Source organism: Brevundimonas sp., assembly GCF_027484365.1.
Lineage (GTDB): Bacteria > Pseudomonadota > Alphaproteobacteria > Caulobacterales > Caulobacteraceae > Brevundimonas.
The window spans coordinates 1-23793 of record NZ_JAIXTC010000010.1; the positions used below are offsets into that span (position 1 = coordinate 1).

At 64.0% G+C, this 23793-nt stretch carries 22 protein-coding genes and 2 pseudogenes; 15 read left to right on the forward strand and 9 right to left on the reverse strand.

Annotation, left to right across the window (positions count from 1 at the left end):
* Positions 1–385: pseudogene (locus Q0044_RS04145) on the reverse strand (ABC transporter permease); the annotation flags it as partial.
* 115 nt (positions 386–500) lie between these two features.
* Between Q0044_RS04145 and Q0044_RS04150 the strand changes: the two are divergent.
* On the forward strand, positions 501–1127 hold the full coding sequence (locus Q0044_RS04150) for a TetR/AcrR family transcriptional regulator (protein ID WP_298159976.1): 627 nt from the start codon (positions 501–503) through the stop codon (positions 1125–1127).
* A 155-nt stretch (positions 1128–1282) separates the two neighbouring features.
* Positions 1283–1462, forward strand: coding sequence for a hypothetical protein (locus Q0044_RS04155; protein ID WP_298159979.1), 180 nt, complete (start codon positions 1283–1285; stop codon positions 1460–1462).
* A 64-nt stretch (positions 1463–1526) separates the two neighbouring features.
* Here the strand turns inward: Q0044_RS04155 and Q0044_RS04160 are convergent, their stop codons facing one another.
* The gene (locus Q0044_RS04160) at positions 1527–2423 is read right to left on the reverse strand and encodes a LysR family transcriptional regulator (RefSeq protein ID WP_298159982.1); all 897 of its coding nucleotides are present in this window, start codon (positions 2421–2423) and stop codon (positions 1527–1529) included.
* A gap of 605 nt (positions 2424–3028) precedes the next feature.
* Here Q0044_RS04160 and Q0044_RS04165 point away from each other — a divergent pair.
* The 11 genes from Q0044_RS04165 (at position 3029) to Q0044_RS04215 (ending at position 12461) form a co-directional block, all read left to right on the forward strand.
* On the forward strand, positions 3029–3535 hold the full coding sequence (locus Q0044_RS04165; protein ID WP_298159984.1) for a helix-turn-helix domain-containing protein: 507 nt from the start codon (positions 3029–3031) through the stop codon (positions 3533–3535).
* 113 nt (positions 3536–3648) lie between these two features.
* Positions 3649–4275: an NADPH-dependent F420 reductase gene (locus Q0044_RS04170; RefSeq protein WP_298159986.1), complete on the forward strand. Its 627-nt coding sequence runs from the start codon at positions 3649–3651 to the stop codon at positions 4273–4275.
* A 42-nt stretch (positions 4276–4317) separates the two neighbouring features.
* Complete coding sequence (locus Q0044_RS04175) at positions 4318–5799, forward strand: aldehyde dehydrogenase family protein (protein WP_298159987.1); 1482 nt, start codon at positions 4318–4320, stop codon at positions 5797–5799.
* Between the two features lie 94 nt (positions 5800–5893).
* Positions 5894–6334 (forward strand): ester cyclase, encoded by a 441-nt coding sequence (locus Q0044_RS04180; RefSeq protein ID WP_298159990.1) that lies wholly within the window; start codon positions 5894–5896, stop codon positions 6332–6334.
* Between the two features lie 21 nt (positions 6335–6355).
* Positions 6356–6988, forward strand: a complete 633-nt coding sequence (locus tag Q0044_RS04185; RefSeq protein ID WP_298159992.1) for an NADPH-dependent F420 reductase — start codon at positions 6356–6358, stop codon at positions 6986–6988.
* A complete protein-coding gene (locus tag Q0044_RS04190) occupies positions 6985–7647 on the forward strand; it encodes an SDR family NAD(P)-dependent oxidoreductase (protein ID WP_298159993.1) in 663 nt (220 codons plus the stop codon). The genes Q0044_RS04185 and Q0044_RS04190 overlap by 4 nt, the downstream gene beginning before the upstream one ends.
* 21 nt (positions 7648–7668) lie before the next feature.
* Positions 7669–8004: a hypothetical protein gene (locus tag Q0044_RS04195; protein ID WP_298159996.1), complete on the forward strand. Its 336-nt coding sequence runs from the start codon at positions 7669–7671 to the stop codon at positions 8002–8004.
* Positions 8005–8040: 36 nt separating this feature from the next.
* Entirely contained in the window at positions 8041–8991 is a 951-nt protein-coding gene (locus Q0044_RS04200; protein ID WP_298159999.1) for an SMP-30/gluconolactonase/LRE family protein, read from the forward strand.
* An 11-nt stretch (positions 8992–9002) separates the two neighbouring features.
* Positions 9003–10382, forward strand: coding sequence for an alginate export family protein (locus tag Q0044_RS04205; RefSeq protein WP_298160002.1), 1380 nt, complete (start codon positions 9003–9005; stop codon positions 10380–10382).
* Positions 10383–10483: 101 nt separating this feature from the next.
* Entirely contained in the window at positions 10484–10789 is a 306-nt protein-coding gene (locus Q0044_RS04210; protein WP_298160005.1) for a UBP-type zinc finger domain-containing protein, read from the forward strand.
* 31 nt (positions 10790–10820) lie between these two features.
* Positions 10821–12461: an FAD-dependent oxidoreductase gene (locus tag Q0044_RS04215; protein ID WP_298160008.1), complete on the forward strand. Its 1641-nt coding sequence runs from the start codon at positions 10821–10823 to the stop codon at positions 12459–12461.
* Between the two features lie 78 nt (positions 12462–12539).
* On the opposite strand, the gene Q0044_RS04220 is transcribed toward Q0044_RS04215, so the two are convergent.
* Complete coding sequence (locus Q0044_RS04220; RefSeq protein ID WP_298160011.1) at positions 12540–13229, reverse strand: IS6 family transposase; 690 nt, start codon at positions 13227–13229, stop codon at positions 12540–12542.
* A gap of 451 nt (positions 13230–13680) precedes the next feature.
* Here Q0044_RS04220 and Q0044_RS04225 point away from each other — a divergent pair, with 451 nt between their 5' ends.
* Positions 13681–16026: a TonB-dependent receptor domain-containing protein gene (locus tag Q0044_RS04225; protein WP_298160013.1), complete on the forward strand. Its 2346-nt coding sequence runs from the start codon at positions 13681–13683 to the stop codon at positions 16024–16026.
* Positions 16027–16148: 122 nt separating this feature from the next.
* A complete protein-coding gene (locus Q0044_RS04230; RefSeq protein WP_298160016.1) occupies positions 16149–17165 on the forward strand; it encodes a LacI family DNA-binding transcriptional regulator in 1017 nt (338 codons plus the stop codon).
* A gap of 3 nt (positions 17166–17168) precedes the next feature.
* Here Q0044_RS04230 and Q0044_RS04235 read toward each other — a convergent pair whose 3' ends face one another.
* The 6 genes and pseudogenes from Q0044_RS04235 to Q0044_RS04260 form a co-directional block, all read right to left on the reverse strand.
* Positions 17169–18416: an MFS transporter gene (locus tag Q0044_RS04235; RefSeq protein ID WP_298160018.1), complete on the reverse strand. Its 1248-nt coding sequence runs from the start codon at positions 18414–18416 to the stop codon at positions 17169–17171.
* On the reverse strand, positions 18391–19368 hold the full coding sequence (locus Q0044_RS04240) for an ROK family protein (protein ID WP_298160020.1): 978 nt from the start codon (positions 19366–19368) through the stop codon (positions 18391–18393). Before Q0044_RS04240 ends, Q0044_RS04235 begins: the two co-directional genes overlap by 26 nt.
* Positions 19365–21191, reverse strand: coding sequence for an alpha-amylase family glycosyl hydrolase (locus tag Q0044_RS04245; RefSeq protein ID WP_298160021.1), 1827 nt, complete (start codon positions 21189–21191; stop codon positions 19365–19367). Before Q0044_RS04245 ends, Q0044_RS04240 begins: the two co-directional genes overlap by 4 nt.
* A gap of 134 nt (positions 21192–21325) precedes the next feature.
* Positions 21326–22057, reverse strand: a pseudogene (locus Q0044_RS04250) (IS6 family transposase).
* Between the two features lie 159 nt (positions 22058–22216).
* Positions 22217–23068 (reverse strand): alpha/beta fold hydrolase, encoded by an 852-nt coding sequence (locus Q0044_RS04255; protein ID WP_298160024.1) that lies wholly within the window; start codon positions 23066–23068, stop codon positions 22217–22219.
* A 111-nt stretch (positions 23069–23179) separates the two neighbouring features.
* Positions 23180–23731 carry a carboxymuconolactone decarboxylase family protein gene (locus Q0044_RS04260; protein WP_298160027.1) on the reverse strand — a complete coding sequence of 184 codons (552 nt, stop codon included), beginning with the start codon at positions 23729–23731 and terminating at the stop codon, positions 23180–23182.
* Positions 23732–23793 lie beyond the last annotated feature (62 nt).

Below are 23793 nucleotides of genomic sequence, written 5' to 3' on the forward strand. Positions count from 1 at the left end.
CCGCCAGCCAGTCGCGCGGCGCGCCGACCAGGGTCTCGTCGTCGACGCCGACCAGGCTGACCTGATTGATCAGACCGTCCTGCGTACGGAAGATTGCCAGACCCTTGTAGAGAGGGGCAGCCCACTCCACGCCCTCGACCGAGCGTACCCGGACGAGCGCGGAGTCGGGCAGGGGTTCGACTTCGTCGACGTAGCGGACCCGGGTGTCCATGACCCAGATGTCGGCCTCTCGCACGTCCAGCACCTGATTGGCGGTGCGGGTCATCAGGCCGATGAAGATCGAGACCTGCTGGCTCATCAGCAGGGTGGCGAAGGCCACGCCGAACACCAGCGCCAGATACTTGGCGCTGTCGCCGAGCAGCATTTTGAGCGCGACAGATCGCATCCTCGGAATCCTGTGATCCGTGGTTGGGGTTGCGCCAGGACTGGCGCGTGGGGGCAAGCTGGGGTACTGTTCGAATAACAATACTGATCGGTTCAGTATGTCAAGTGACGGTGCGATGACGCTCTCCGAACCCACGATCCGCCGCGGCCGACCGCGCGACACGGCCAAGGACGAGGCCATCCTGCAGGCCGCTGGCGACCTGTTCATGGAGCACGGCTATGAGGCCGTCAGCCTGGACGCCGTGGCCCAGAGGGCGGGCGTGTCCAAGGCCACGATCTATGCCCGCTACGCCGACAAGGACGCCCTGTTCGCCGCCGTTCTGCGCCAAGAGTGCGAGCGGGCCGTGTCGCTCGACAGCTTCTCGCCGGATCCCAACCAGTCTGTGCGCGACACGCTGATCGTGCTGGCCACTCGCTTCCTGGACTTGGTGACCGGAGACAAGGCGATGCAAATGAACCGTGTCATCGTCGCCGAGACCGCGCGTGCGCCGCGTATGGCCGAGCTATTCTACGAGACGGCGGTGCTGACACTGAAGAACCGCTTCGCCGCGTGGCTAAGGGCTGAGACTGTCCGAGGTCGACTGAATGTACGCGACCCCGATGGAGCAGCCTGGCGCTATCTGGGCGGCGTGAAGGTGGAGGCGCACATGCGCGCGTCCTTTGGTCTACCCCCAGTGGAGCCAGCGCGGTTGAAGGACCATATCGAAGCCGCTGCTGATGAGTTCTTGCGGGCTCATGCGTGAGCTGGATGCGCCACCCACGATCCATAACGCCTCCACAGCCCAGCCCTCGGACGTTGCCCCAAAAGCCGACACTCCCAACCGCCGCAATGAGTCAGGAACGTACCTTCCCTCCCCGGTTTGCGCCAAAGCCCCATTCCGTGAAACGGAACTGCGGGTTGGATGACTGGCCCCTCCTTCTCGAGGCACCGCAATGCCGCCGTCAATGGCGGCTGCGACTTTGCGAGGCGCTCAGTGTCGCGCCGGAAATGCAGCTCTTCGGCTACGGCGACAAACTGGCGCAGCAGGCGAAGGTCGATACGAGGAATGGGGCCGTGAACAGGCGGCAAGAGCAGTGAACGGCGTTGAACCGCTCCAATTCCAGGGCGCCAGGAACGAGAAATCACCGCCCGAGCCTCATCGTCAAAGGCGTTGCGCTGCCCCCAGGATCCGGGAACGGAGCCAGGTCGCGGCAGGGTCGTGCCGTGTCGTCGGACTCCAGACCATGCTGAGCGTCCAGCGTGGAATGCTCAGCGGCAGGTCAAACACGGACAGTCCGGATTGCACGAAGAATCTGGCCGCTCGGCTGGGAATGGACGCAACCATGTCGGATCGCGCCAGAATTTCGGGCAAGGCTAGAAAATGTGGCAAAGTCAGGCTGATCCGGCGACGGAGACCCCGCTGAAGGAAGGCTTTGTCCACCTCTCCGGAGGCATCGCGTCGCGTCGTGAACAAGGCATGATCCGCTGCCGCGAAGGCTTCCGGTGTGATGGGTCGCTCAAGGATCGGATGGTTCTCACGGGCCACTCCGACAAAATGCTCGGTGAAGAGGGTCTGCACGACGAACCGATCTGGCGGACTTGGAAACACGCCGATGGCGACGTCGGCCAGGCCCTTTTCAAGCAGCCCCGGGACTTCGGCCTTGTCCGCCGCGATCATCCGCAGATCCACATGCGGCGCTTCGCGGGCCATGATCTCTACGATCGGTGGCCCGAGAACGAACGTCGCATAGTCATTGCTGACGATCGTGAAGACTCTTGTTTCCGTGTCGGGTGAGAACGGCGCTTCGTCATCGACGGCCTTTCGCAGTTCGCTCAGGACGTGGTTGATCCTGGGCGCGAGGCGAACTGCCTTGGGCGTCGGCTGCATCGCCCCGCCCGATCGCAGGAAGAGTTCGTCCGCGAAGAAGTCACGCAACCGGGCCAAGGCCGCACTAATGGTGGGTTGACGGACCCCCAGACGCAGCGCCGCCTGGGATACACTGCGCTCCAGGTAGACGGCCTCGAAGGCGGCCAGAAGGCCGAGGTCCAGTCCGGCCAATGACATCTCTAATGACCTATATTCAGTATAGACATTGGAAGATAGTCCACGCGGGTGGTTCCGGATAGGGTAAGGCGTCTATTCGATCATCAAAAAAGGGAGCGCGACTGTGGCACCCTTCACGCAGACGATCCTTGCGCTTGCGGAGCCCATGGCATTCGCGATCCAGATCCGGTCGTGGCGGAATGCCTAGTCAGCGACTTGCGGATCCAACAGGCATCAGTTCGTATGACGCCGCGCGCTGGACGAACTGGACGCCGGGCGTTGAGCGGGTTCACCTGGCTGGGCGGATGCAAAGCCTGCTGCAACGCGTCCCGGACGGGGCCGCGGGCATCACCGAAACGGACGTCCCACCCATTGATCGGCATGTTCTGATCTTTCGTACTCTCGCACCCGTTCATATCGATTGTCGCGTCGCTGGCCGGCCTGAGCGCATTCGGACGCAAAGGTGGGACTGTATCTACCTGCCGCCCGGCGCGGATAGCTGGTGGGCCTCGCCTCCGAGGGTCGTGGACGGCATGTTCCACCTGCATCTCGACCGTTCCGTGGTCGCTGACTTTATCGACGACGGTCCCTTGCCCAGTCCAACGAACCGGCCCCTGGTCGTGACCGACGCCGGCATGAGCGCCCTCGCGCGGATGGTGTTCGATGAACTCGCAAAGGAAACGCCGCCGTCGCGGCTGGCCTGGGACACCTATGCGGCGGCGCTGGCGCTGCGCTTGTTCAATCTGCAAAAGCCTCCCGCTCACCGAATGACCGATGGCGGCGGGCTCGCGCGATGGCGGCTGAAGCGCGCCATGGACTATCTGATGGCCCATCTTTCCGAAGATGTGGCCCTCGCCGAGGTCGCGGCGATCGCCGACCTGTCACCCCACCATTTCTGCCGAGCCTTCAAGCAATCGACCGGCCTGCCGCCTCATGCCTGGCTGACCCGCCAGCGACTTGAACACGCCCTCCAGCTCATGTCGGCACACCCGAAAATGGGCCTGGTCGAAATCGCCCTGTGCGTGGGTTATCAGAGCCAGACATCATTCGGTCAGGCCTTCAAGCGCGCCATGGGCGTGACGCCCAGCCGGTGGCGGCGGGACCAGGGGCTTGGGCCGCCTCTGTAGAGCAAGACGGCGAGAATCCCGGCAATCCCCAAAGACCAGGACATCCTAACGAGGCGTAGCAATCCAGGGTCCTCACGCCGCCACTCCGGGATTGGGGATCAGAGGAGCCCATCGTGAAGGTTGGTGTGATCGGAGCGGGAAGCGTCGGCACCGCATTGGCAAAGCGGCTGGTGCCGGCTGGCCATGAGGTCATGCTCAGCTACGCGCGAGATGTCGAGAAACTGAAGCAGGCCGCGACGCGCTATCGCGCCAAAGCAGGGACGCCGTTAGAGGCGGTCGAGTTCGCGGATGTGGTTGCGCTCACGGTCCCCTGGGTCGGCATCGATGAGGCATTGAACGCGTGCGGATCGCTCGCGGGCAAGATCGTCTGGGACTGCACCAATGCCTTGAAACCGGACCTCAGCGGTCTGGCGATCGGGACGACGACCTCAGGTGCCGAACAGATCGCGGCGAAAGCGTCGGGCGCTCGGATCGTCAAAGCCATTCCGCCCTTCGCCGAACTCATGCACAGCGCCGACCCGACCGTCGGTGGCAAACCCGTCGGCGTGTTCATGTGCGGCGACGACGGGGAGGCGAAAGCCGTCGTTCGGCCCTTGCTCGAAGCGCTGCCGACGGACGTTGTCGACGCCGGCGGCCTGGAGCGCGCGCGATTCATCGAGCCCGCCGCCTTTCTCCTGATCCCGCTCGGCTATTCCGAAGGCTTCGGTAGCCGCATCGGGCTGAATCTGCTGCGGCTGTGAGGCCGCGCCCCGAATGTCGTCCTACCCAGAAGGGCCCCCCAAATGACCTCTGACGGCAAGATCGAACGAAAAGCCATTCCCCGGGGTCAGTTGCTGATCGGCGGACGATGGCGCGACAGCGCTTCCGGCGAAACGATGCCCACCATCGATCCGACGACGGAAGAGACGACGACGGTCGTCGCGAAAGCCAGCGTGGAGGAAACGAACGAAGCCGTCGACGCGGCGTTCGAAGCGTTCGAAAACGGACCGTGGGGGCGCATGCATCACGAGGAGCGCGCCAAGATCCTCTTCCGCATGGCCGATCTGATGGACGAGCGCGCCGAGGATTTCGCCATCCGCGAAGCGATGGACATGGGCATGCCGTATCGCGACTTCCGCGAGATCATCATGCCGCACTGCTCGGGCCTTTTCCGGTTCTTCGGCGGCTTGGCGATGAGCGCGATGAACGGCGGTTATCGCTCCAGCTACGAGCACGACATCCGTATCCTTACGCGCCGTGAACCGTTGGGTGTCGTCGCGGCGATCACGCCGTTCAACTTCCCGCTGGCGCTGTCGGCGTCGAAGATCGCGCCGGCCTTGGCTGCGGGCAACTGCATCGTACACAAACCGGCTTCCGATACGCCGTTGACGGCGCTCGCGCTCGCGCAGGTCGCGCTCGACGCCGGCGTGCCGGAGGGCGTCTACAACCTCATCACCGGACCGGGCGGCTTGCTCGGCGACGCCTTGGTGAAGAACCCGAAAGTCGACAAGATCGCCTTCACCGGCTCGACGCCCGTCGGCCAGGGCATCATGCGCAACGGTGCCGACACCATGAAGCACCTGACGATGGAGTTGGGCGGCAAGAGCCCCAACATCATCTTCGCCGACGCCAACATGGAGGCCGCGCTGCAGGCCGCGTTCTGGGGGATCTTCTGGAACAAGGGCGAAGTCTGCGTCGCCGGCAGCCGCCTAATCGTAGAGCGCGCGATCTACGACGAATTCGTCGAACGCTTCTCGGCCATGGCAAAGGCGGCCGTGCTGGGCGATCCGTTGGATCCCGCGACCCAGATCGGGCCGATCGCATCGAAGGCAGAGTACGACAAGGTGCTGCGCTACGTACAGGCCGGCAGGGAGTCCGAGGCACTGCTGACCGCCGGCGGTGGCACGCGCCAGATCAACGGCAAGGGTCTCTTCATCGAAGCCACTGTGTTCGCCGACGCCACCAACGACATGAAAATCTCCCGCGAAGAGATTTTCGGGCCGGTCATTCCCATCATTCCGTTCGAGGGTGAGGACAACGCCATTCGTCTCGCCAATGACACCAGCTTCGGTCTCGCGTCGGGCATCCAGACCGGCGACATCGGGCGGGCCCTGCGCGTCGCCGACCGGATCAAGGCCGGGACGGTCTGGCTCAATACTTGGCACAAGTATCATCCGAACGCGCCGTTCGGCGGATACAAGATGTCAGGCTACGGACGTGAACAGGGCGCGGAAGCGCTTGAAAGCTACACCCAGTACAAGACCATCTGGGCGAACCTCGCATGACCTCTCTCTTCCCGTCACCTTGGCACCGCAGCCGCATCATCGCCCTGGCGAGGACGTCAGGCGATCACGGCTGTCCTTCCCCACGAGCCTTATCATGATCAACACTATCTCCCTCGTTCGTCGCTTTACGATCGACTTTCTTGGACATGGCGATATGGCTGCCGCTGACGCGACGGCTCACGAGCATATCCAGGGCGTGACCGGCTTGAAGCCGCAAGGGCCCATCGACGGCCGCGAGGAGTACAAGGGCATCGTCGCGGCTTTCGTGGATGCATTCCCGGCTGTTTCGCCCCTCGAAATCATTGACCAGTTCGCCTCGGCCGACGGGTCACGAGTAGTTACCCGGTTCCAGTCCCGCCAACGCCACGCCAAGGCCTTCTTCGGTGTGGAGCCGACCGGACGCGAAATCCTGTTCGATGAGACGCATGTGGCCCGGATCGCCCACGGTCGCATCATCGAGAATGTGGTGTCGGCGACCAATCTGGAGTTCGAGATGCTGATGGCACCGGTGCTGTCGCCCATGATCCTCCGCTAGCGGCTGGGCGGGGGCGCGATCATGCGACTTGGAATCATCGGAGCCGGCAATATCGGTGGCACCCTGGGTCGGCATTGGGTCAAGGCCGGGCACGAGGTCATGTTCGGCGTGCGCAGCCCCCAGGCTCTTCAGCCTCTGCTGCAGGAGTTCGGCGCGCGCGCCCACGGCGGGTCCGGGCTCGACGCCGCGGCGTTCGGTGACGCGGTCGTGTTTGCCGGACCCTATGGCGCATGGCCGGACGTCGCGCGGGAAAACCTGGCGGCCCTCAGTGGTAAGGTCGTCGTCGATGCCGCCAACCCCTATCCGGCGCGGGACGGATCGATCGCCGAGGCGGTCGCCGCCATGGGCCGCGGATCGGGTGCCTATACGGCGAGCCTGGTTCCTGGGGCGCGCCTGGTGAAGGCGTTCAATACCGTCTATTGGGTCGACCTTCGCGACGAGGCCGGCCGACCCGGAGAACGCCTTGCCATGCCGATCGCCGGCGACGACGCGGATGCGCTTTCGTTGGTCGGTGTTCTGGCCGACGATGCGGGCTTCGACCCGGTGATCGTCGGCGGGCTCGACGAATCGGGAGCCCTCGATCCCGGCAGCGCCATCTACGCCAAGTCCATGACGGCGGCAGGCGTGCGCGCCGCGCTTGGACTGGCGTCATGAACCGCAAGCTTTGCATCATCGCAGGCTTCGGGCCGGGCATGGGGTTCGCGATCGCGAAGCGATTCGCGCGCGAGGGCTTTGACCTGGTTCTCCTCGCGCGTCACCCTGATCCGGCCTTGATCGAGGCCCTTGAGCGGTTCGGCGGTCGGGTTACGGCCTATCCGACCGACTTGTCCCGCGTGGAAACTATCGGCGACGTGATGGCGAGCGTCCGGACAGATCACGGACCGGCGGACGTGCTGGTCTACAACGGTGGCGCGTGGAACGAAGGTCCGCCCCTGGCCATGAGGTCCGAGGATTTCCATCGCGATCTCGCGCTGTGCATCGTCGGTGCGTACGCCTGCGCCCAAGCCGTAGCGGGCGACATGCGGGCGCGGAGCGGCGGCGTCATCCTCTTCACCGGCGGCGGGCTGGCGCTTCATCCGGCGTATGGCGTCAATGTCTTGTCGCTCGTCGCTGGCAAGTCCGGGCTGCGCGGCTTGGGTCTGGCGCTCCACGATGCCCTGAAGCCGGATGGTATACATGTGGGCATGGTGACGATCGCCGGAGTCGTCGCATCCGATACCGCCTTCGATCCCGACCGTATCGCGGACCGCTACTGGGACCTCGTCCAGGAGCCGAAGGCCGAATGGACCGCCGAAATCGTGTTCACCGGATAGGCTGAGGGAAAGACATTCACGATGCGCATTTTCGCCTCTAGCCGAGCCACCGACAAGGCCACCCCTGAAACCCTTTATGACGGGATGGAGGACGAAGTGGCCAAGGGGCGCGCGTTCTATCGCAGCGGCCTGATCGTCGAGGCCTATATGGATCCGACCTACGAGCGCACGTTCATGATCCTTGAGGCGCCGAGCATCGAGGCGGCCCGGGCCCAGTTCGACACCTATCCTCAGGTGCAGGCCGGTCTCATCGCGTTTGAATTCACGCCGCTGATCGGCATGCCCGCCGTCTCGCAGGTCCATGAGCAGGACGGAACGCCACTCCCAGCGTGGTGGCCCGTCACGACCGAAACCTGATCCTCCAACCGACGTTCGTCTGGAAAGCCATCTGTCATGTCCATGAAAACAATCGCGTCGACCGGCGCGGCGCTCCTGTTGACGGGCTGCGCCACGATTCAGGGTTTGATGTCGACCGGCAGCACGCCGGTCGTTGAGACGATCGCCAGCTATCCGCACGGCACCTTCCTTGAGAATGTCACGGTCGGACGCGACGACGCGCTCACCATCACGAGCTATTTCGATCGCTCGCTGCAACGCATCGCAGGCGCATCCGGCGGGGTGCTGTTCTCCCAGCTGGATGTGCACCCCGTCGGCATCGTGCAGGGCGCGCAAGGCTTCTTCGTCACCGCTCACGGCAAGGCCTTCACCGAAGGACCTGAATTCACCGCGACGAACGTCATTCTGGTGCTGAGCAATGCAGGCCAGGAGCAAGCTCGGTATGCCGCGCCTGACGCGCGGTTCCTCAATGGCGCTGCCGTGACATCCAGCGGTGCTCTTCTGATCGCGGACTCGCTTGCAGGCGCCATATGGCGGTTTGATCCGCCCACAGGCGCGTTGACGGAGTGGTTGCGTGATCCGTTGCTGGCCCCGAACCCGGCGGCCACCGGCTTCGCGCTCGGTGCCAATGGCGTGAAAATCCACGATGGATTTGTCTATGTCTCCAACACTTCGCGCCAGGCGCTCTACCGCGTTCGCCTGAGCCCGTCGGGAACGCCGGAAGGTCCGCTTGAAGTGTTCGCTGAAACGGGTGGGATCGACGATTTCAGCTTCGCGCGCGATGGTTCCATTTATGTGGCGACGCACCAGAACAGTATCACACGCGTCTCAACGGCAGGCGCTGTCGAGACGGTGCTGCCGGCCGACTGCGACGGCTGCACCAGTGTGGCCTTCCGAGGACATGGCGGCGCGGAACGGTTGATCGTGCTCACCACGGGAAATTGGGGAGAGCCCGGTGAGACGACACCGGCGCGCGTGCTTTCAATTGCACTTCCCGACATGCGCTGAAGGCGACGTCCATGACGCGTCTTGGCAGAGCGTTCGGGATTACTGTCCTCCTGAACACTCTTGCGGTTGGAACCGGCGTGCACGCCCAGACCCATAGCGTTCCATGCGCACCGAAAGCGTTTCGCTGGCAGGAGGATTGTCGACCGATTGACGGTGAGGCTAGGTCGCGTTTTCGCTATCTGCCGCTCGCAGGGGACGCGTCGTCGTGGCTGACGCTCGGCGGAGAGTTTCGTGTCCGCATCGAGAGTATTGATCGGCCGACTTACGGCCTGACGCCGGCACCCGGCTATTCGACGGCCGACCATCGGTTCTTGCTGCATGCTGATGCACGTGAGGTGTCCGGACTGCGCGGTTTCGTGCAGCTTTCAGCAGTGTCGAGTGCGGGACGTTTCCCGGTCCGCAGCGTAGATCGTAGCGAGGTGGATCTGCAGCAGGGGTTCATCGACATTCCGCTTGGTTCACCACAATCGATCCTGCGCATCGGTCGCCAAGAATTCGACGGCGACGGTTTGCGACTGATCTCTTCGCGCGATTCGGCAAACCTGCGCCGCGCGTTCGATATGGTACAACTCGATCTCCGTCCGGGTCAGGATCGGCTCTCGATCTTTTACGGCAGTCCAGTCGGCAATCACCCCGGGGTGTTCGACGACCACCCCGTTAGTGGGGAGACACTGCTCGGCGTGATCGTACGACATGGCTGGACGATGGGCACGTATCACGGAACGTTTGGCGGTTTCGCGATTGAGCGGAAGAGGCCGCAGGCGATCTTTCAAGACGCGCGCGGGGCAGAGCGACGCGATACCCTGGGTCTTCGTCTTTCCGGCGATGCTCCATCCTATCGCTTTGCGCTGGCTGGCGGTCTTCAAATCGGGACTGTTGGTGCATCGGAAATCTCCGCCCATGGATTGAGCGGCGAAGCCTTCTACAAGACGCGTCTGGGCCAATTTCCGGCCAGCATCGGCGCAACCTTTGGCATCGCGAGCGGCGACCGACGTAGCGATGACGGGACCGTCGGTACCTTCGACCCCCTATACCCAAATCTCGGCTACTATACCGATGCCGCCGTTTCCTACCCTGCCAACGTCTGGGATATTGAGCCTCAAGTCAGCATTCAAGCCACGTCGACCCTAGACGTCCAAGTTGGCGTCGATCTTACATCGCGACTCTCCAGGCACGACGCGGTTTATCAGTCAGGGGTGCCTCGATTGCTTGGAACAGGGCAAGAGGGCTCCTTTCTGGGCTCCCTGTTCAGCGTAAAGGCTGCCTGGACTCCGACGGCCAACCTGACGCTCACGACGTCCTACGTGCACGGAGCGCCCGGAGCCGTTATTGAAGAAGCCGGTGGGAAAACGTTCGACTTTGCCTATGGCCAGTTGGCCTATCGATACTAGCCACAATGCGACTTTATCGACTGGATCACGCCGGGCGTTGCGCGCGGGACGACAGTCAACGGGAGTTGCGATGACTGCCCCCCGCCACCAGGACGACCCTCATGTCTGATTTCTGCACCCACCTCAACGTCGTTGCCCCCGTCACGCCCAGCGCTCGCGGTTGCGAGGAATGCCTGAAGATCGGTTCGCGATGGCTGCATCTGCGCCTGTGCCGCACCTGCGGCCACGTCGGGTGCTGCGACCAATCTCCCCATCGTCACAGCACCGCGCACTTTGCTGCCACCGCCCATCCGATTATCGAGGGCTATGACCCGCCCGAGGGTTGGGGCTGGTGTTTCGTCGACGAGACATTCGTCGATCTTCCAGATCAGACCCCGCAACGCGGGCCGATTCCGCGCTACGACTGATCGAGTCGATGAAGGGCGGAGGATCCCCACCATGGAAACGATCGGTGCTGATCTGCGCCACATGCAGCGTACGCCGCTGGCTGACTCTCACGTCGCGGCGCTTCGCGCGGCGGGAAAGCTCGCCACCTATCCAGCAGGTGCCTTTCTGGCGCGTCCGGGCGAACCGGCCGATGTTTTCCGATATGTCGAGGACGGCGAGATCGAGGTCGTCAACGCCTATACCGATCAGCGGCATCTTAACTCGACCCTGGGTCCGACCCAGTTCATGGGCGAAATCGCCCTTCTGAACGGCGGCGGCTGGTCGATGGCGATGCGGGCCGCCCGGGAGACCCGGGTGATCGAGGTGCCGCGCGAGGCGATGCTGGCCTTGATGGCGCAGATCCCTGAGATGTCCGACATCATCATCACCGTCTTCGCCGCGCGCCGGCGGCGGCAGCTCGATGACCGCGACAGTACCCTGACGCTGATCGGTGAGGACGACGACAGGAACGTTCGCCGCATCGCCGAGTTCGCTGCCCGCAACCGCATTCCCTATACCTCTCTGCCCCTGCACAGCCCCGAGGCCGAAGCGACCGCCCGGACCTGTTCCATCGCAGTGTCCGAACCGGCGGTGATCTTTGGCCGCGATGTCGTCATCACCGATGCGACGCCCGAACGGGTGGCCCAGCTGCTCGGCCTGAACCGCGATCTCAAGAACGACGAGGCTTTCGATGTCCTGATCGTCGGCGGCGGCCCGGCCGGCGTCGCGGCCGGAGTCTATGCCGGGTCAGAAGGCCTGCGCGCCCTGGTGATCGAGGACGTGGCGATCGGCGGCCAGGCCGGCACATCCAGTCGGATCGAAAACTACATGGGGTTCCCCACGGGGATCTCGGGCGGTGACCTGGTCTGGCGTGGAGAGGTTCAGGCGATGAAGTTCGGCACGCGCTTTGCCATGCCGCGCCGCGTCGCCTCGCTGGAGCAACTGGACGGCGGCGACTACTGCGCGACTTTCGACAATGACGAGCGTGTGCGGGGTCGAGCGGTGATCGTCGCTGCCGGGGTCCAGTACCGGCGGCTGCCGATCCCTCGACTGGGCGAGTTCGAGGGCAATGGCGTCTACTACGCCGCCACGGAGATCGAGGCGCGATACTGCAAGGGGACTCAGGCCGTGATCATCGGCGGCGGTAACTCCGCCGGTCAGGCCGCCATGTATCTGAGCCGATCGGCCAAGTGCGTTCGGGTACTGGTGCGCGGATCGTCGCTGGCGGCATCGATGTCTAGCTACCTGTCCAGCCGACTGGATGCCGACCCCGGGATCGAGATCGATTACGGCACCGAGGTCGTCGCGCTCCACGGCGACGAGCATCTGGAGGCCGTCACGCTGCGGGAGATCGCCACTGGCGCGACGCATGATATCGCCACCCGCGCATTGTTCGTGATGGTGGGGGCCGCGCCCAACACGGATTGGCTTTCCGGTCTGATCGCACTGGACGACAAAGGCTTCGTCAAGACAGGGGCCGGCGTCGGAGCCGCCTCGCCCTTCGCCACGTCGCGGCCGGGCATCTTCGCGGTGGGCGACATTCGCGCGGGGTCGGTCAAACGCGTCGCGTCGGCCGTTGGTGAAGGTTCGGTGGTCGTGTCGAAGGTGTGGGAGTTTCTGAACAATCCGTTGGAGGCGTTGTCGGGGGCCTGACAGTTTGGGCCTGACAGGTTAACTCCGGCACCGTCAGGGTAACTTCGCCAAGTCGAAAGCCCCCTGCCCCGCCGACCATCAGGCAACCGCAGCCGCCCATGCGCCATCAGCATCAGCCCGGAAGCGGCGAAGTGTGGGTCTGCTGATCAAATGGCGTTGGACGTTGAAGGTGTTGTAAATCGCCGCGTGCGTGGTGAGGAATCTCTGGGCTGAGGCCTGGGATTTGAACCGCTGCTGCCGCTCTCGTCGTCGGATCGGCAGGTGGGAGTTCTCTGCCCGATTATTCTCCCGAAGGCGGCCGGGTCGATGCAGAAGCCTCAGATCCAGGATATCGAGCGCCGCGCCGTAGGAGGCCAAGCCGTCCGTCGTCATCGTCTGAGGCTCGATCGGCTGGTTGTGTAGCAGGCGTCGGAGAAGCCTCAACGCCGCCTCTGTGTCCCGCCGGCGCTGGAAGACGAGGTCCAGGACCTCGCCTTCATCGTCCACTGCGCGCCTGAGATACACACGCTTGCCGCCGATCCAACAGACCATCTCGTCCAGGTGCCAGCGCGGCGGCGGGGCCCCTCGCCGCTTCTTCAGCCGCCGGGCGATCGACGAGCCGAACTTGATGGCCCAGCACCGGATTGTCTCGTAGCTGACGTCCACACCGCGGGCAGCCAACAGTTCCTCGACGTCACGAAAACTGAGGCTGAAACGAAAGCACAGCCAGACGGTGTGGCGGATAACATCGGCCGGAAAACGGTGGCGCTTGAACGAGATCGGCTTCACGAAATATCATCCCTATCAGAGGCTTACGCCGCCCTCAGTGGAGACAATTTAGCGTTATATTGACAGCACCGTATTGACGCCCCACTGAGGCAAGCCCGGGAGAGGCCGGGCGCAGAGACACTGACGCTCCGCTTTCTTTGGAAGTCCAGCGTCAAACTAGGGACGCCGCCGTCCGTTTGCGCCTAAGCGGCAATCCTTGAAACGGGTCCGGGAATTCATTGACCGCCTGCTGCGAACCGACACCGGGCAAGGGACCCGCAATCGATTGTTGCAATCGATTGCATTTCCGCTTAGCCCTTTGTGTACGGATCCGATTGAAGAGGTCCGGGGACATGGGGAAGACACGATGAACCGGACAGGAACCGTTTGCGCAGCCGCGTTGCTCGCCGCGCTCAGTACGAACGCCTACGCTCAAAGCGCGTCGACACAGACACCGGACCAGGAAGCCACGATGGTCGATGAGATCGTGGTGACAGCGGTCAGCGGCAGCAGCACGACGCTTCGCTCCAGCGTATCGGTCACGACGCTGAACGCCGAGGCCGTCGAGGACCTCGCCCCGCGTTCGACCGCCGAGATTTTCCGCAGCATCCCGGGCATCCGCTCGGAGTCATCGGGCGGCGAAGGCAATGCCAACATCGCCGTACGCGGTCTGCCGATCTCGACCGGCGGCGCCAAGTTCCTGCAGATCCAGGAGGACGGTCTGCCGATCCTGGAGTTCGGCGACATCGCCTTCGGAAACGCTGACATCTTCACCCGCTATGACGCGACCATCGCCCGCGTGCAGGCGGTCCGGGGCGGTTCGGCCTCGACCTTCGCATCCAACTCGCCGGGCGGGGTCATCAACCTGATAACGGCGACAGGAGCCCAGGACGGAGGCTCGCTGACCCTGACCCGCGGCATCGACTTCGACACGACCCGCGGTGATTTCCAGTATGGTGGCCCCATCACCGACAGCCTCTACGGTTCGGTCGGCGGCTTCTACCGATCGGGTGAAGGCGCGCGCGACGCGGGCTACACCGGCGAGAGCGGGGGTCAGATCCGCGCCTCGCTGACAAAGGAGTTCGCCAACGGCTATCTGCGGGTCAGCGCCAAGTATCTCAACGACCGCGCCATTGGATATCTGCCGTCACCGATCCAGGTGACGGGGACCAACAGCGATCCTAACTGGGGCCCGCTGCCTGGCTACGACGCGTCGTCACAGACGCTCCATTCAGCTCTGTTCCAGGTCAGCCCGGGCCTGAACGGCGACAACGGACCACGCGTCTCCGACATCAAGGACGGGATGCATCCCGAGGTGCTGTCGGCGGGGATCGAGGCCAGCTTCGATCTCGGCTCGGGCTGGACCCTGACCGACCGTTTCCGCATCGCCTCAGCGTCAGGCCGGTTCGTATCACCCTTCACCGCCGGAACGGGCTCGCCCTCGGCCATCGCGGCGGGCATCGGCGGCGCAGGATCGACAGCCCGCTATGCGAACGGAGCCAACGCAGGCCAGCTGGTTCCGGCCAATGCCAACGGCAACGGCCTCCTCGCTCAGATCGTGCTGTTCGACACCGAGATCAACGATTTCGGCAACATGGCCAATGATCTGAAACTGGAACGAGAGTTCCAGGCGGGCGGCGGTACGCTGACGACCACCTTTGGCTACTACCGGTCGAGCCAGAGCATAGACATGGACTGGCTCTGGAATTCATTCCTGCTCGAAGTGAAGGGCGACAACGCCGCCCTGGTCGACGTGTTCAACGCCGGCGGGGTCAAGCAGACCCAGAACGGCCTTGTCGGTTACGGGGCGACCTTCTTCGGAAACTGCTGCCGCCGCTCCTACGACACAGACTACACGATCGATGCGCCCTACGCGGCCCTGAGCTGGGAAAGCGGCGACCTGATCGTCGATGGCTCGATCCGTTTCGACAACGGCAAGGCCACCGGCAGCTTCGCTGACGGGATCGTCACAACCCGAGACATCTCGGGCGACGGGATCATCCAGCGTCCGGAAACCCAGGTCACACAGATCGACTTCGCCAACACCAAGCCGGTCGACTACGACTGGAACTATGTGTCCTATTCCGTCGGGGCCAACTATCAGCTGAATGCAGACACTGCCGCGTTCGGACGCGCCAGCCGCGGCGGTCGCGCCAACGCGGACCGGCTTCTGTTCGGTCCCGCCATCCTGGCGTCCGGCAACATCCGCAATAGTGATGCGGCCGTGGACATGGTTGATCAGTACGAAGCCGGCGTCCGTTATCGCAACGGTGCGGTCCAGTTGTTCGCCACGGCCTTCCTCGCCAAGACTGAAGAGACCAACTTCGAGGCCACCAGCCAGACCTTCACCGACGCCGAATACGAGGCCAAGGGTATCGAGGTCGAGGCCTTCTATCGCTCCGGCGGCTTCGATTTCTCGGGAGGGGTGACCTATACCAAGGCCGAGATCACCGCCGACCGCCTGAACCCGGCAAACGTCGGCAACACGCCACGCCGTCAGGCCGACTGGGTGTTCCAGGGCACCGGCAGCTATACCTTCGGGGCCATCAGGGTGGGGGCCAATGTCGTCGGCACCACCGACTCGTTCGCCCAGTTCGACAACAAGCTGGTCCTGCCGGGCTATGTTATCGTCAATCCGTTCGCCAGCTACGACCTCACCGACGACCTCGCGCTCACGCTGAACGTTAACAACGTCTTCGACGAGTTTGCCGTCACGGAAAGTGAGGAAGGTTCCATCGTGGCCAATACCACGAACATTCTGCGTGCCCGCACCCTGAACGGTCGGACCGCAAGCGTGAGCCTGCGCTACCGCTTCTAGACCTCCTGAACGCCGCTGATGCAGGCGGTCAACTCAGCGCGCGATCCGGCCCTGACTGGATCGCGCGCTTTTCTTTGTCGCTATGGTTTGACCCAAGCCGCGCAACACCCCAAAGCGGGGTCATGAACGACAAGGCGGCCAAGATTGGAAGTCTGGCGGACTTGGCCAAACTCGCAGGGCTCTCGACGTCGACAGTCTCGCGAGCTCTGGCCGGTAGCCCCCTGATCCGTCTGGAAACGCGCGAACGGATCGCCGCCCTGGCGCGCGAGCACGGCTATCGTCCCAACGTGGTCGGGCGCAATCTGAGGACAGGCAGGACCCAGGCGATCGCGGTCATCCTGCCGCTCGGCCACGAGGTCGGACAGCCCGTATCGGACCCCTTCTTCATTACCCTTCTGGGTTATCTGGCTGACGCCCTGTCCCAGCGCGGCTATGACCTGCTGCTGTCGCGCGTGATACCGTCGGACGGAGACTGGTTGGCCCGGATGACCGATTCCGGTCGCGTCGACGGCGTGTTTGTCATCGGTCAGTCGAACCAGATCGACACCATCGAAGCTGTCGCCGCCCGCTATCAGCCACTGGTCGTCTGGGGAGCAGCGTTTCCGGGTCGGCTCCAGTGCACCGTCGGCACGGACAATCGGGCGGGTGGCGAGCTGGCCACCCGTCACCTGCTGGACGCCGGGCGACGGCACCTGGCCTTTTTTGGCAATCCGGACTTTCCAGAACTGGGCGAACGCTACGAGGGGTTTCTGGCCGCTCACCGACAACTCGGGATTTCGCCGCCCGCCCACGTCCTTCCCGTTCATCTGACGCCACAGACCGCTTACGAGACGATCGGCGAGTTTCTGGATGACGGGGCCGCCATCGACGGCGTCGTCGCGGCGACGGACATCATCGCGATGAGCGCCATCAGGGCTCTGACCGAGCGAGGCGTGTCCGTGCCCGACGATGTCGCAGTGGTCGGCTATGATGACTTGGAGATCGCCATCCATGCATCGCCCGCGTTGACAACGATCCGCCAGGACCTGCACGCGGGAGCCGAGGCAATGGTGGACCTGCTGATGCGCCGACTGTCCGGCGAGGTTTCGCCGTCTATGGTGCTCCGGCCGGAACTGATCGTGCGCGACTCTGCCCCGTGACGGCTATTCGGCCTTAACCGCCACATAGTCCTCGTCATCGTTCCGGGCCAGGCGAGCCGCCGACGGGTCGAAGATCCGGTTCAGCAAAAGCGCCACGAACAACACCAGGGCGAAGCCGGTTGCGAGGACGAAGCCATACTGCGGGCCTCCGAACAGGTCGCTGACGGCCCCCATCGCCAATGGCGACACCACCGCGCTGATGCAGGTGAAGAACAGGATCACGCCCGCCACCGCTCCATGCTGGACCTTGGGGAAACAACTGATCCCCTTGGAGTTAAGGGTCGGATAGATCACCGACATGAACAGGCCGGACAACGGCAACAGCCAGACGGCCGCGCCCCGCCCCCCGACGAGTGCCCCGGCGAAACAGATCAGGATGGCCAGGCTGGACACCACCATGACCGTCGTCCAGGCGAACCGTCCGAGCAGCCACGCACCAAGGAATCGACCTGCGGCGCGCAGCACGAAGAAGATCGACAGCGCATAGGTCGCGATCAGGATCGCCGGCCCGCGATAGTCGGCCAGAAGGGTGGGCATCCAGACATAGATGGCCGTCTCGACCCCGACGTAGAGCATTGTGCCGAGACTGAAGGCCAGGGCGTACGGATTGCCCATCATGGCCAGGGTGGCCTTGAGATCCGCAGGCTTCTGCTGGCCGATGACGGGCCGCGGATAACGGACCGCGCTGGCGGTTGCGATCAACACAACGGCCAGCACCCCCGCGATGACGTAGAGCCACTTCCAGGATGCGCCGGACGCCAGGAGCGCGGCCACCACCGCCGGGCCGATTATGGCGCCCACTCCAAAGAAGCCCTCGACGGTATTCATTGTCGCGGTGTGGGATTTGGTCGACGTCGAAATGTCGCCGATCAAGGCCAGGGCGGCGGTCTTGAACAACCCGATCGCCACGCCCGACAGGAACAGGAGCATGACGAAGAAGCCGAAACTCTGGCCGACGGCGAAGAGGAATGCCGTCAAGGCGAACAGCGCCAGACCCAGAATGATGGCGCGCTTGCGGCCCAGACTGTCCGCCAGGAAGCCCAGCATCAGGCCCGCCAGGGCAATGCCGCTCATGGTTGAGTAGTGGAACGAGCCGGCCGCCGTCATGCCCAGGTCGAACTCCTGAATCACACGCGGAATGATCACGCCGACGGAGTCGGTCGTCATCGCGAACATCATGAACATCAGGTAGGTCAGGACCTTGATGACCCCGGTGTTGCCGGACCTATTCATCGCGCTGGCGGACGTCATCGTGATCTTCCTCCGGGCTGCCTTGGCTCGCCGGATGATCCGGGGCCTCGGTCGTTTGACTTGATGTTGAAAGGGCCTGGGCCAGGGCAATGGCACCGAGGACGCCGGATCGGTCACCAAGTGTGGGCGGGACCAGAAAGGCGCTGACGGCCTCGGGCGAGGCCAGGTGTGGCAGGTATCCGTTCAACGTCCGGGCCAGGCGCAATCGTGTCCCTGCCAGCACCGTCGCGTGACTTCCTACGCCTCCGCCGATGATGATCCGCTGAGGCGATGCGACCAGCGCGAGGGTCGCCATGGCCTGGGCCAGATAGTCGATCACAAGGTCCCAGACCGGGTGTTTGTCAGTGAGGGCTTCGCCCGGGCAACCGGTGCGGGCGGCAAGCGCGGGACCGCTGATGAGACCTTCCAGGCAATCACCGTGAAACGGACAGCATCCCTTGAACGGATCTCGCGCCGGGTCGCGGCAGACCTTGATGTGGCCAGCCTCCGGGTGAAGCGCCCCGTGCAACGGAGCCCCGTTGACGATCAGACCGACACCGACACCGGTTCCGACCGTGACATAAGCGAAGTCCGTCAGACCACGGGCGGCGCCCCACCGCCCCTCGCCCATCGCAGCGCCCGCGACATCGGTCTCGAAGGCGACAGGAACTCCGAAGGTGCGGGCCAGTCGAGGTCCGATGACGGCGCCGCTCCAGCCGGGCTTCGGAGTCGGCAGGATACAACCCCAGTCCGGCGACGAACGGTGCAGTCGGGCCGGTCCGAAGGTCGCCACACCGATCGCCTGAAGCGCCCCTGTCGTAGCGACCTGCGCGATCAGACGTTCCACCTTCTGCAGGGTTTCGTCCGGCGTCGTGGTCGGAATGCGTACCGGGTCGGTCAGGTCATCCGGGCCGCTGCCGAAGGCGACCACCACCTTGGTGCCGCCCAGCTCCACGCCCGCGAAAACGCTCATGACGCGACCAGCCAGCGAAAGCCGTAAGGTGGCAACCGATTGGAATCGCAGTCGCCGCCGGAAAGGGCCAGAACGTCCCGTGCGTCGGCAAAGCCTTGCGGCAGGGACAGGGAGACGGTGCGGTCGCTCATGTTCGCGACGACCAGGAGCCGCCGGGCTCCATCCTCACGCACGAATGCCAGCACGGCCGGGTCGCCCACGACGCAAGGCATGGCACGACCCGACACGCCCAGACTATTCAACGCTCGGACAGCCTCACCCAGCCGGACCATGGCGGCGAACAGCACCTGTTCGACCGACCCTTCCTGCTCCCGCCGTTTCGCCCTGGCCCAGTCCATCAAGGGGCGATGAAGCCATCGTCCGTCCACCGCCCGGAGAGGGTCTTCGGCAAACGCCTCGTCGTTCGTCAGGCCGATCTCATCGCCCATGTAGATCAGAGGCCAACCGTCCAGGCCGTGGACAATGGCGTACAGCAGGATCAAACGCCGTGCCGGCAGTCCGGTGGGACAGGCGTCATCCTCCAGGCCGGCGAGCGAGGCTGCCATGCCATTGGTCGAGGGCACTCCCCCTGCGGCCGTCTGAAACGCCCGGCCGTTCGCGAAGCTCTCGCCCTCGCCGTCATAGAAGCGTGACCACCGGTCGAGGTCCTGCGGGGACGCATAGTCAGCCAGCGCGTTCCAGATCAGGTCGTCGTGACAACGGACGTAATTCAGCCAGTTGGCGCCGTCCGGCCGGGCTGAAGCCGCCGCAATCAGCTTGGTGGCGATCCCCGCGTCGCCGTCGGCCAGGGCGCCCCAGAGCGCGGTCATGACGCCATTGCTGTAGGCGAGATCGCATCCCGGCGCCTGACGGCCAAAAAATGGAAGCACATCGTCGAGGCCCTCGATCGCCTCGGCAATCAGGATGACGGAAGGGTCGACGATGGACAGAGCCGCACGCCATGCCTCGACAATCCAATAGACCTCGGGCTGATTGCGGCAGGTCGTGCCACGTCGCTTCCAGAGGAAGGGCGCGCTGTCCAGTCGGAACCCCTGGACCCCCTTGCCAGCGAGGTGGAGAAGCACTTCCAGCATCTCTGCGAACACAGCCGGGTTGGCGTAATTCAGATCCCACTGAAACGGGTAGAAGGTGGTCCAGACATGGCCGCCCATCTCGGCGTCTGGCGTGAAGCTGCCTGGCGCCGTGTCAGGAAAGACGTCGATCAGATCACTCTCCCAGGCCGCGACGTCAGCTGGGTCCTCAAGGGTGATATAGTAGTCGCGGTACTTCGGATCTCCTGCGCGCGCCGCCTCGGCCCAAGCGTGTTCGCGTGCCGTGTGATTGCAGACGACGTCAAGGATCACCCCGATCCCGGAGCCCTGAAGGTCCCTCGCCAAAGCCTCCAATCCGTCCATGTCACCCAGACGAGGATCGATCTGACGGTAGTCCTGGACCGCAAAACCGCCGTCGCTGTCGCCGGGCCGCGGCTGCAGGATCGGAAGGGGATGCAGCCACCGCACGCCGAGCGACTTCAGGTACTCCGCGTGATCGGCGATGCCTGCGAGCGTGCCGTCGAAGCGATCGACGTAGAAGGTATAGACGACCTGCCCGGACGCTTCCCGCCGGTCCGGCCCTGCTTCGCATGTCTCATCCGGAGCCGACAAACCGGGCCGACGCGACATCAGGTGCCGAAGCAGGCTCGCCTCGATGCCGGCCTGTAGGTCCTCGAATCCCGGGTGATCGCCATAAAGGCCGGTCAGCCTGGCTTGGAGAATCTCCCACGGTTTCCCCCAAGCGATCCTTGTCGCCTCGCGATCATCAGGGGCCTGGGCTTCAATCGTCATGGGGCGGGGTTCGACGTTCAGACGGAAGCCGACGTTAGCACCGTCGCGAGCGTAGATGCAATCGATTGCATAGTCACCTGTCGTACCCCGCGTGATTGTTCGGCGCCGCCCTAAGAGTCCAGGGCGCTGTCAGGCTACCTTGCCCAAGGCGCGATGCGCCCTACCTGGGCTCGATCTGACAACCGCAGCCGCCAAGCGGAATCGGTTTCGTCCCGGAAAAGCCGAAGGGTTGGTCTGGTGATCAGATTGCGCTGGACGTTGAAAGTTTAGCGGATCGCCGCCTGGTTGGTGAGAACTCTCTGGGCTGACGCTTGTGATTTGAACCGCTGATGCTGTCGCTCTCGTCGTCGGATCGGCAGGCGGGAGTTCTCCGCCCGATTGGTCTCCCGAATCCGACCCGGCCCGTGCAGATGCCTCAGATCCAGCTGATCCAGAGCCGCGCCCTAGGAGGCCAAGCCGTCCGTCGTGATCGCCTGAGGCTCGATCGGCGGGTTGTTTAGCAGACGTCGGAGAAGCCTCAATGCGGCCTCCGTATCCCGCCGGCCCTGGACCAGGATGTCCAGGACCTCGCCTTCATCGTCCACTACGCGCCACAGATACATCCGCTTTCCGCCGATCCAGCAGACCATTTCGTCAAGATTCCAGCGGGGCGAGGGCGCGGGACGTCGACGCTTCAGCCGCCTCGCGATCAACGGACCGAACTTGATCGTCCACCAGGGGATCGCCTCTTGGCTGACGTCGATCCCGCGTTACGCCAGCAGCTCCTCAATGTCACAAAGACCGAGGCTGAAGCGGACGTAGGGTCAGACGGCACGGCGGATCACAGCTGCCGGGAACCGGCGGTGTCTGAACGAAATCAGCTTCACGAAACATGACCCCCGTAAGGGGCTTGGCTGTCCTCTCTGGAGACGGGTTAGCGTCAGACTGCCGGCATCGGTGACCATCACCGACTGCCCCTGAGCGCATGACGACTGCAGTGGATTGCCCGGACACGCTTATCGGAGCCCGGGCAAACGAAGCGGGGCTCAGGCAGCAAAGCTGGCCCTTATCTCGGCAGCGACGGTCACGGCGTTCTCGTCGAGGACGAAGTGGCCGGCATCGAGCCAGACCAGCCTGGCCTGCGGGAGATCGGCGAGGAACGCTTCAGCGCCGGCAGGCACGAAGAAGGGATCACGCCTGCCCCATACGATTAGCGTCTTCGGCCTGTGCGCCCGGAACGCCTCGTGCCAGCTGTCATACAGCGCGACGTTCGTTTTGTAGTTTTCCAGCAGGTTCAGATGCGCGGCATCGTGACCGGGCCGGTCAAGTAGCGCCTGATCGTGCGTCCAGTTGTCCGGGCTGATCGCCTCAACATTCTGTGCACCGACTTGATACTGGAACTTCGTCGTTTCGGCAGCGAGGAACGCACGGGCGCCCGCTTCGCTCGCGGCGTCGCGCTTTTCCCACAGGGGCAGGAAGATCTGGGCCGGCATTTCACCCACGCCGGCCATGTAGGCGTTCGTGTTCTGGATCACGAAGCCGGTTACGGCCTGCGGATTGCGCGTGAACAACCGGAAGCCGACCGGGCCGCCGAAATCCTGCATGTAGAGGATGTAGGAGGTCAGCCCCAGATGACTGATCAGACCGGCGACATGATCGGTCAGGGTGTCGAAGCTGTAGTCGAACTCATCAGCGGACGGCGCATCTGACTGGCCGAAACCGATATAGTCGGGAGCGATCACGTGGAAGCTGTCCGCCAGCAGCGGGATCAGGTTGCGGAACATGAAGCTGCTGGTGGGAAAGCCGTGCAGCAGGATGAGGGTCGGCAGGGCCGGGTCGCCCGCTTCGCGATAGAAGACCTGGCGATCATTGATGGTGACGAATTTGTGGAGAGTCATGACGAGGGTCCATTGTTTTGGCGGGGGGCTGGAGCGAGGTGGCGGGCGCTGGGGAAGGATCCGGGGCCGGTACCCGCCGAAGTCGTCAACCCTGGCTGCGGGCAAGGCCGATCAGGCGGCCTTGCGGGCGGTCACGATCGGGAAGTCGATGTCGGTCTGGAAGACGTTGTTGAAGTAGTTGGTCCAGACATTGAGCGCGACGTGCTGGACAATCTCGATGATCTGCGCGTCGGTGTAACCGGCGACCTTGACCGCGGTGAAATCGGCATCGGCCAGGCGCCCGCGCTCGCGCACCACCTTGGCGGCAAAGCGGACAGCGGCGTCGGCCTTGGGGTCGTTCGAGCCACCGCTCCGGTTGGCCGTGATCTCGGCATCGTCGAGCCTGGCGAGGTTGCGGCCGAGGTAGGTGTGCGCCGAGAGGCAGTAGTCGCAGCCATTGACCTCTGCGACGGCAAGCGCGATCCGCTCGCGAGTGGCGGCGGGCAGGTCACCCTTGCCGAGCGCACCCGACAGGCCGAGATAGCCTTCGAGGGCCTGCGGGCTTACGGCAACCGCGCGGAACAGGTTGGGGACCGAGCCGAGCTGACTGGCGACGGCATCGAGGAGCGGACGCGAGGCTTCAGGAGCGTCGCCGACAGTAGCGGGAATGGAGATACGGGTCATTGATCGGGTTCCTTCGGCCGGACCCGGGGGTTGGGGGTCGGTCCGGCGAAGGGACAAATGGC

What these genes read in the sequence shown, in the direction of transcription:
- Q0044_RS04150 (WP_298159976.1), top strand. Translation starts at nt 501, where the DNA reads ATGACGCTCTCCGAACCCACGATCCGCCGCGGCCGACCGCGCGACACG.
- Q0044_RS04175 (WP_298159987.1), top strand. Translation starts at nt 4,318, where the DNA reads ATGACCTCTGACGGCAAGATCGAACGAAAAGCCATTCCCCGGGGTCAG.
- Q0044_RS04180 (WP_298159990.1), top strand. Translation starts at nt 5,894, where the DNA reads ATGATCAACACTATCTCCCTCGTTCGTCGCTTTACGATCGACTTTCTT.
- Q0044_RS04185 (WP_298159992.1), top strand. Translation starts at nt 6,356, where the DNA reads ATGCGACTTGGAATCATCGGAGCCGGCAATATCGGTGGCACCCTGGGT.
- Q0044_RS04190 (WP_298159993.1), top strand. Translation starts at nt 6,985, where the DNA reads ATGAACCGCAAGCTTTGCATCATCGCAGGCTTCGGGCCGGGCATGGGG.
- Q0044_RS04195 (WP_298159996.1), top strand. Translation starts at nt 7,669, where the DNA reads ATGCGCATTTTCGCCTCTAGCCGAGCCACCGACAAGGCCACCCCTGAA.
- Q0044_RS04200 (WP_298159999.1), top strand. Translation starts at nt 8,041, where the DNA reads ATGTCCATGAAAACAATCGCGTCGACCGGCGCGGCGCTCCTGTTGACG.
- Q0044_RS04205 (WP_298160002.1), top strand. Translation starts at nt 9,003, where the DNA reads ATGACGCGTCTTGGCAGAGCGTTCGGGATTACTGTCCTCCTGAACACT.
- Q0044_RS04210 (WP_298160005.1), top strand. Translation starts at nt 10,484, where the DNA reads ATGTCTGATTTCTGCACCCACCTCAACGTCGTTGCCCCCGTCACGCCC.
- Q0044_RS04215 (WP_298160008.1), top strand. Translation starts at nt 10,821, where the DNA reads ATGGAAACGATCGGTGCTGATCTGCGCCACATGCAGCGTACGCCGCTG.
- Q0044_RS04225 (WP_298160013.1), top strand. Translation starts at nt 13,681, where the DNA reads ATGGTCGATGAGATCGTGGTGACAGCGGTCAGCGGCAGCAGCACGACG.
- Q0044_RS04230 (WP_298160016.1), top strand. Translation starts at nt 16,149, where the DNA reads ATGAACGACAAGGCGGCCAAGATTGGAAGTCTGGCGGACTTGGCCAAA.
- Q0044_RS04235 (WP_298160018.1), bottom strand. Translation starts at nt 18,416, where the DNA reads ATGACGTCCGCCAGCGCGATGAATAGGTCCGGCAACACCGGGGTCATC.
- Q0044_RS04240 (WP_298160020.1), bottom strand. Translation starts at nt 19,368, where the DNA reads ATGAGCGTTTTCGCGGGCGTGGAGCTGGGCGGCACCAAGGTGGTGGTC.
- Q0044_RS04245 (WP_298160021.1), bottom strand. Translation starts at nt 21,191, where the DNA reads ATGACGATTGAAGCCCAGGCCCCTGATGATCGCGAGGCGACAAGGATC.
- Q0044_RS04255 (WP_298160024.1), bottom strand. Translation starts at nt 23,068, where the DNA reads ATGACTCTCCACAAATTCGTCACCATCAATGATCGCCAGGTCTTCTAT.
- Q0044_RS04260 (WP_298160027.1), bottom strand. Translation starts at nt 23,731, where the DNA reads ATGACCCGTATCTCCATTCCCGCTACTGTCGGCGACGCTCCTGAAGCC.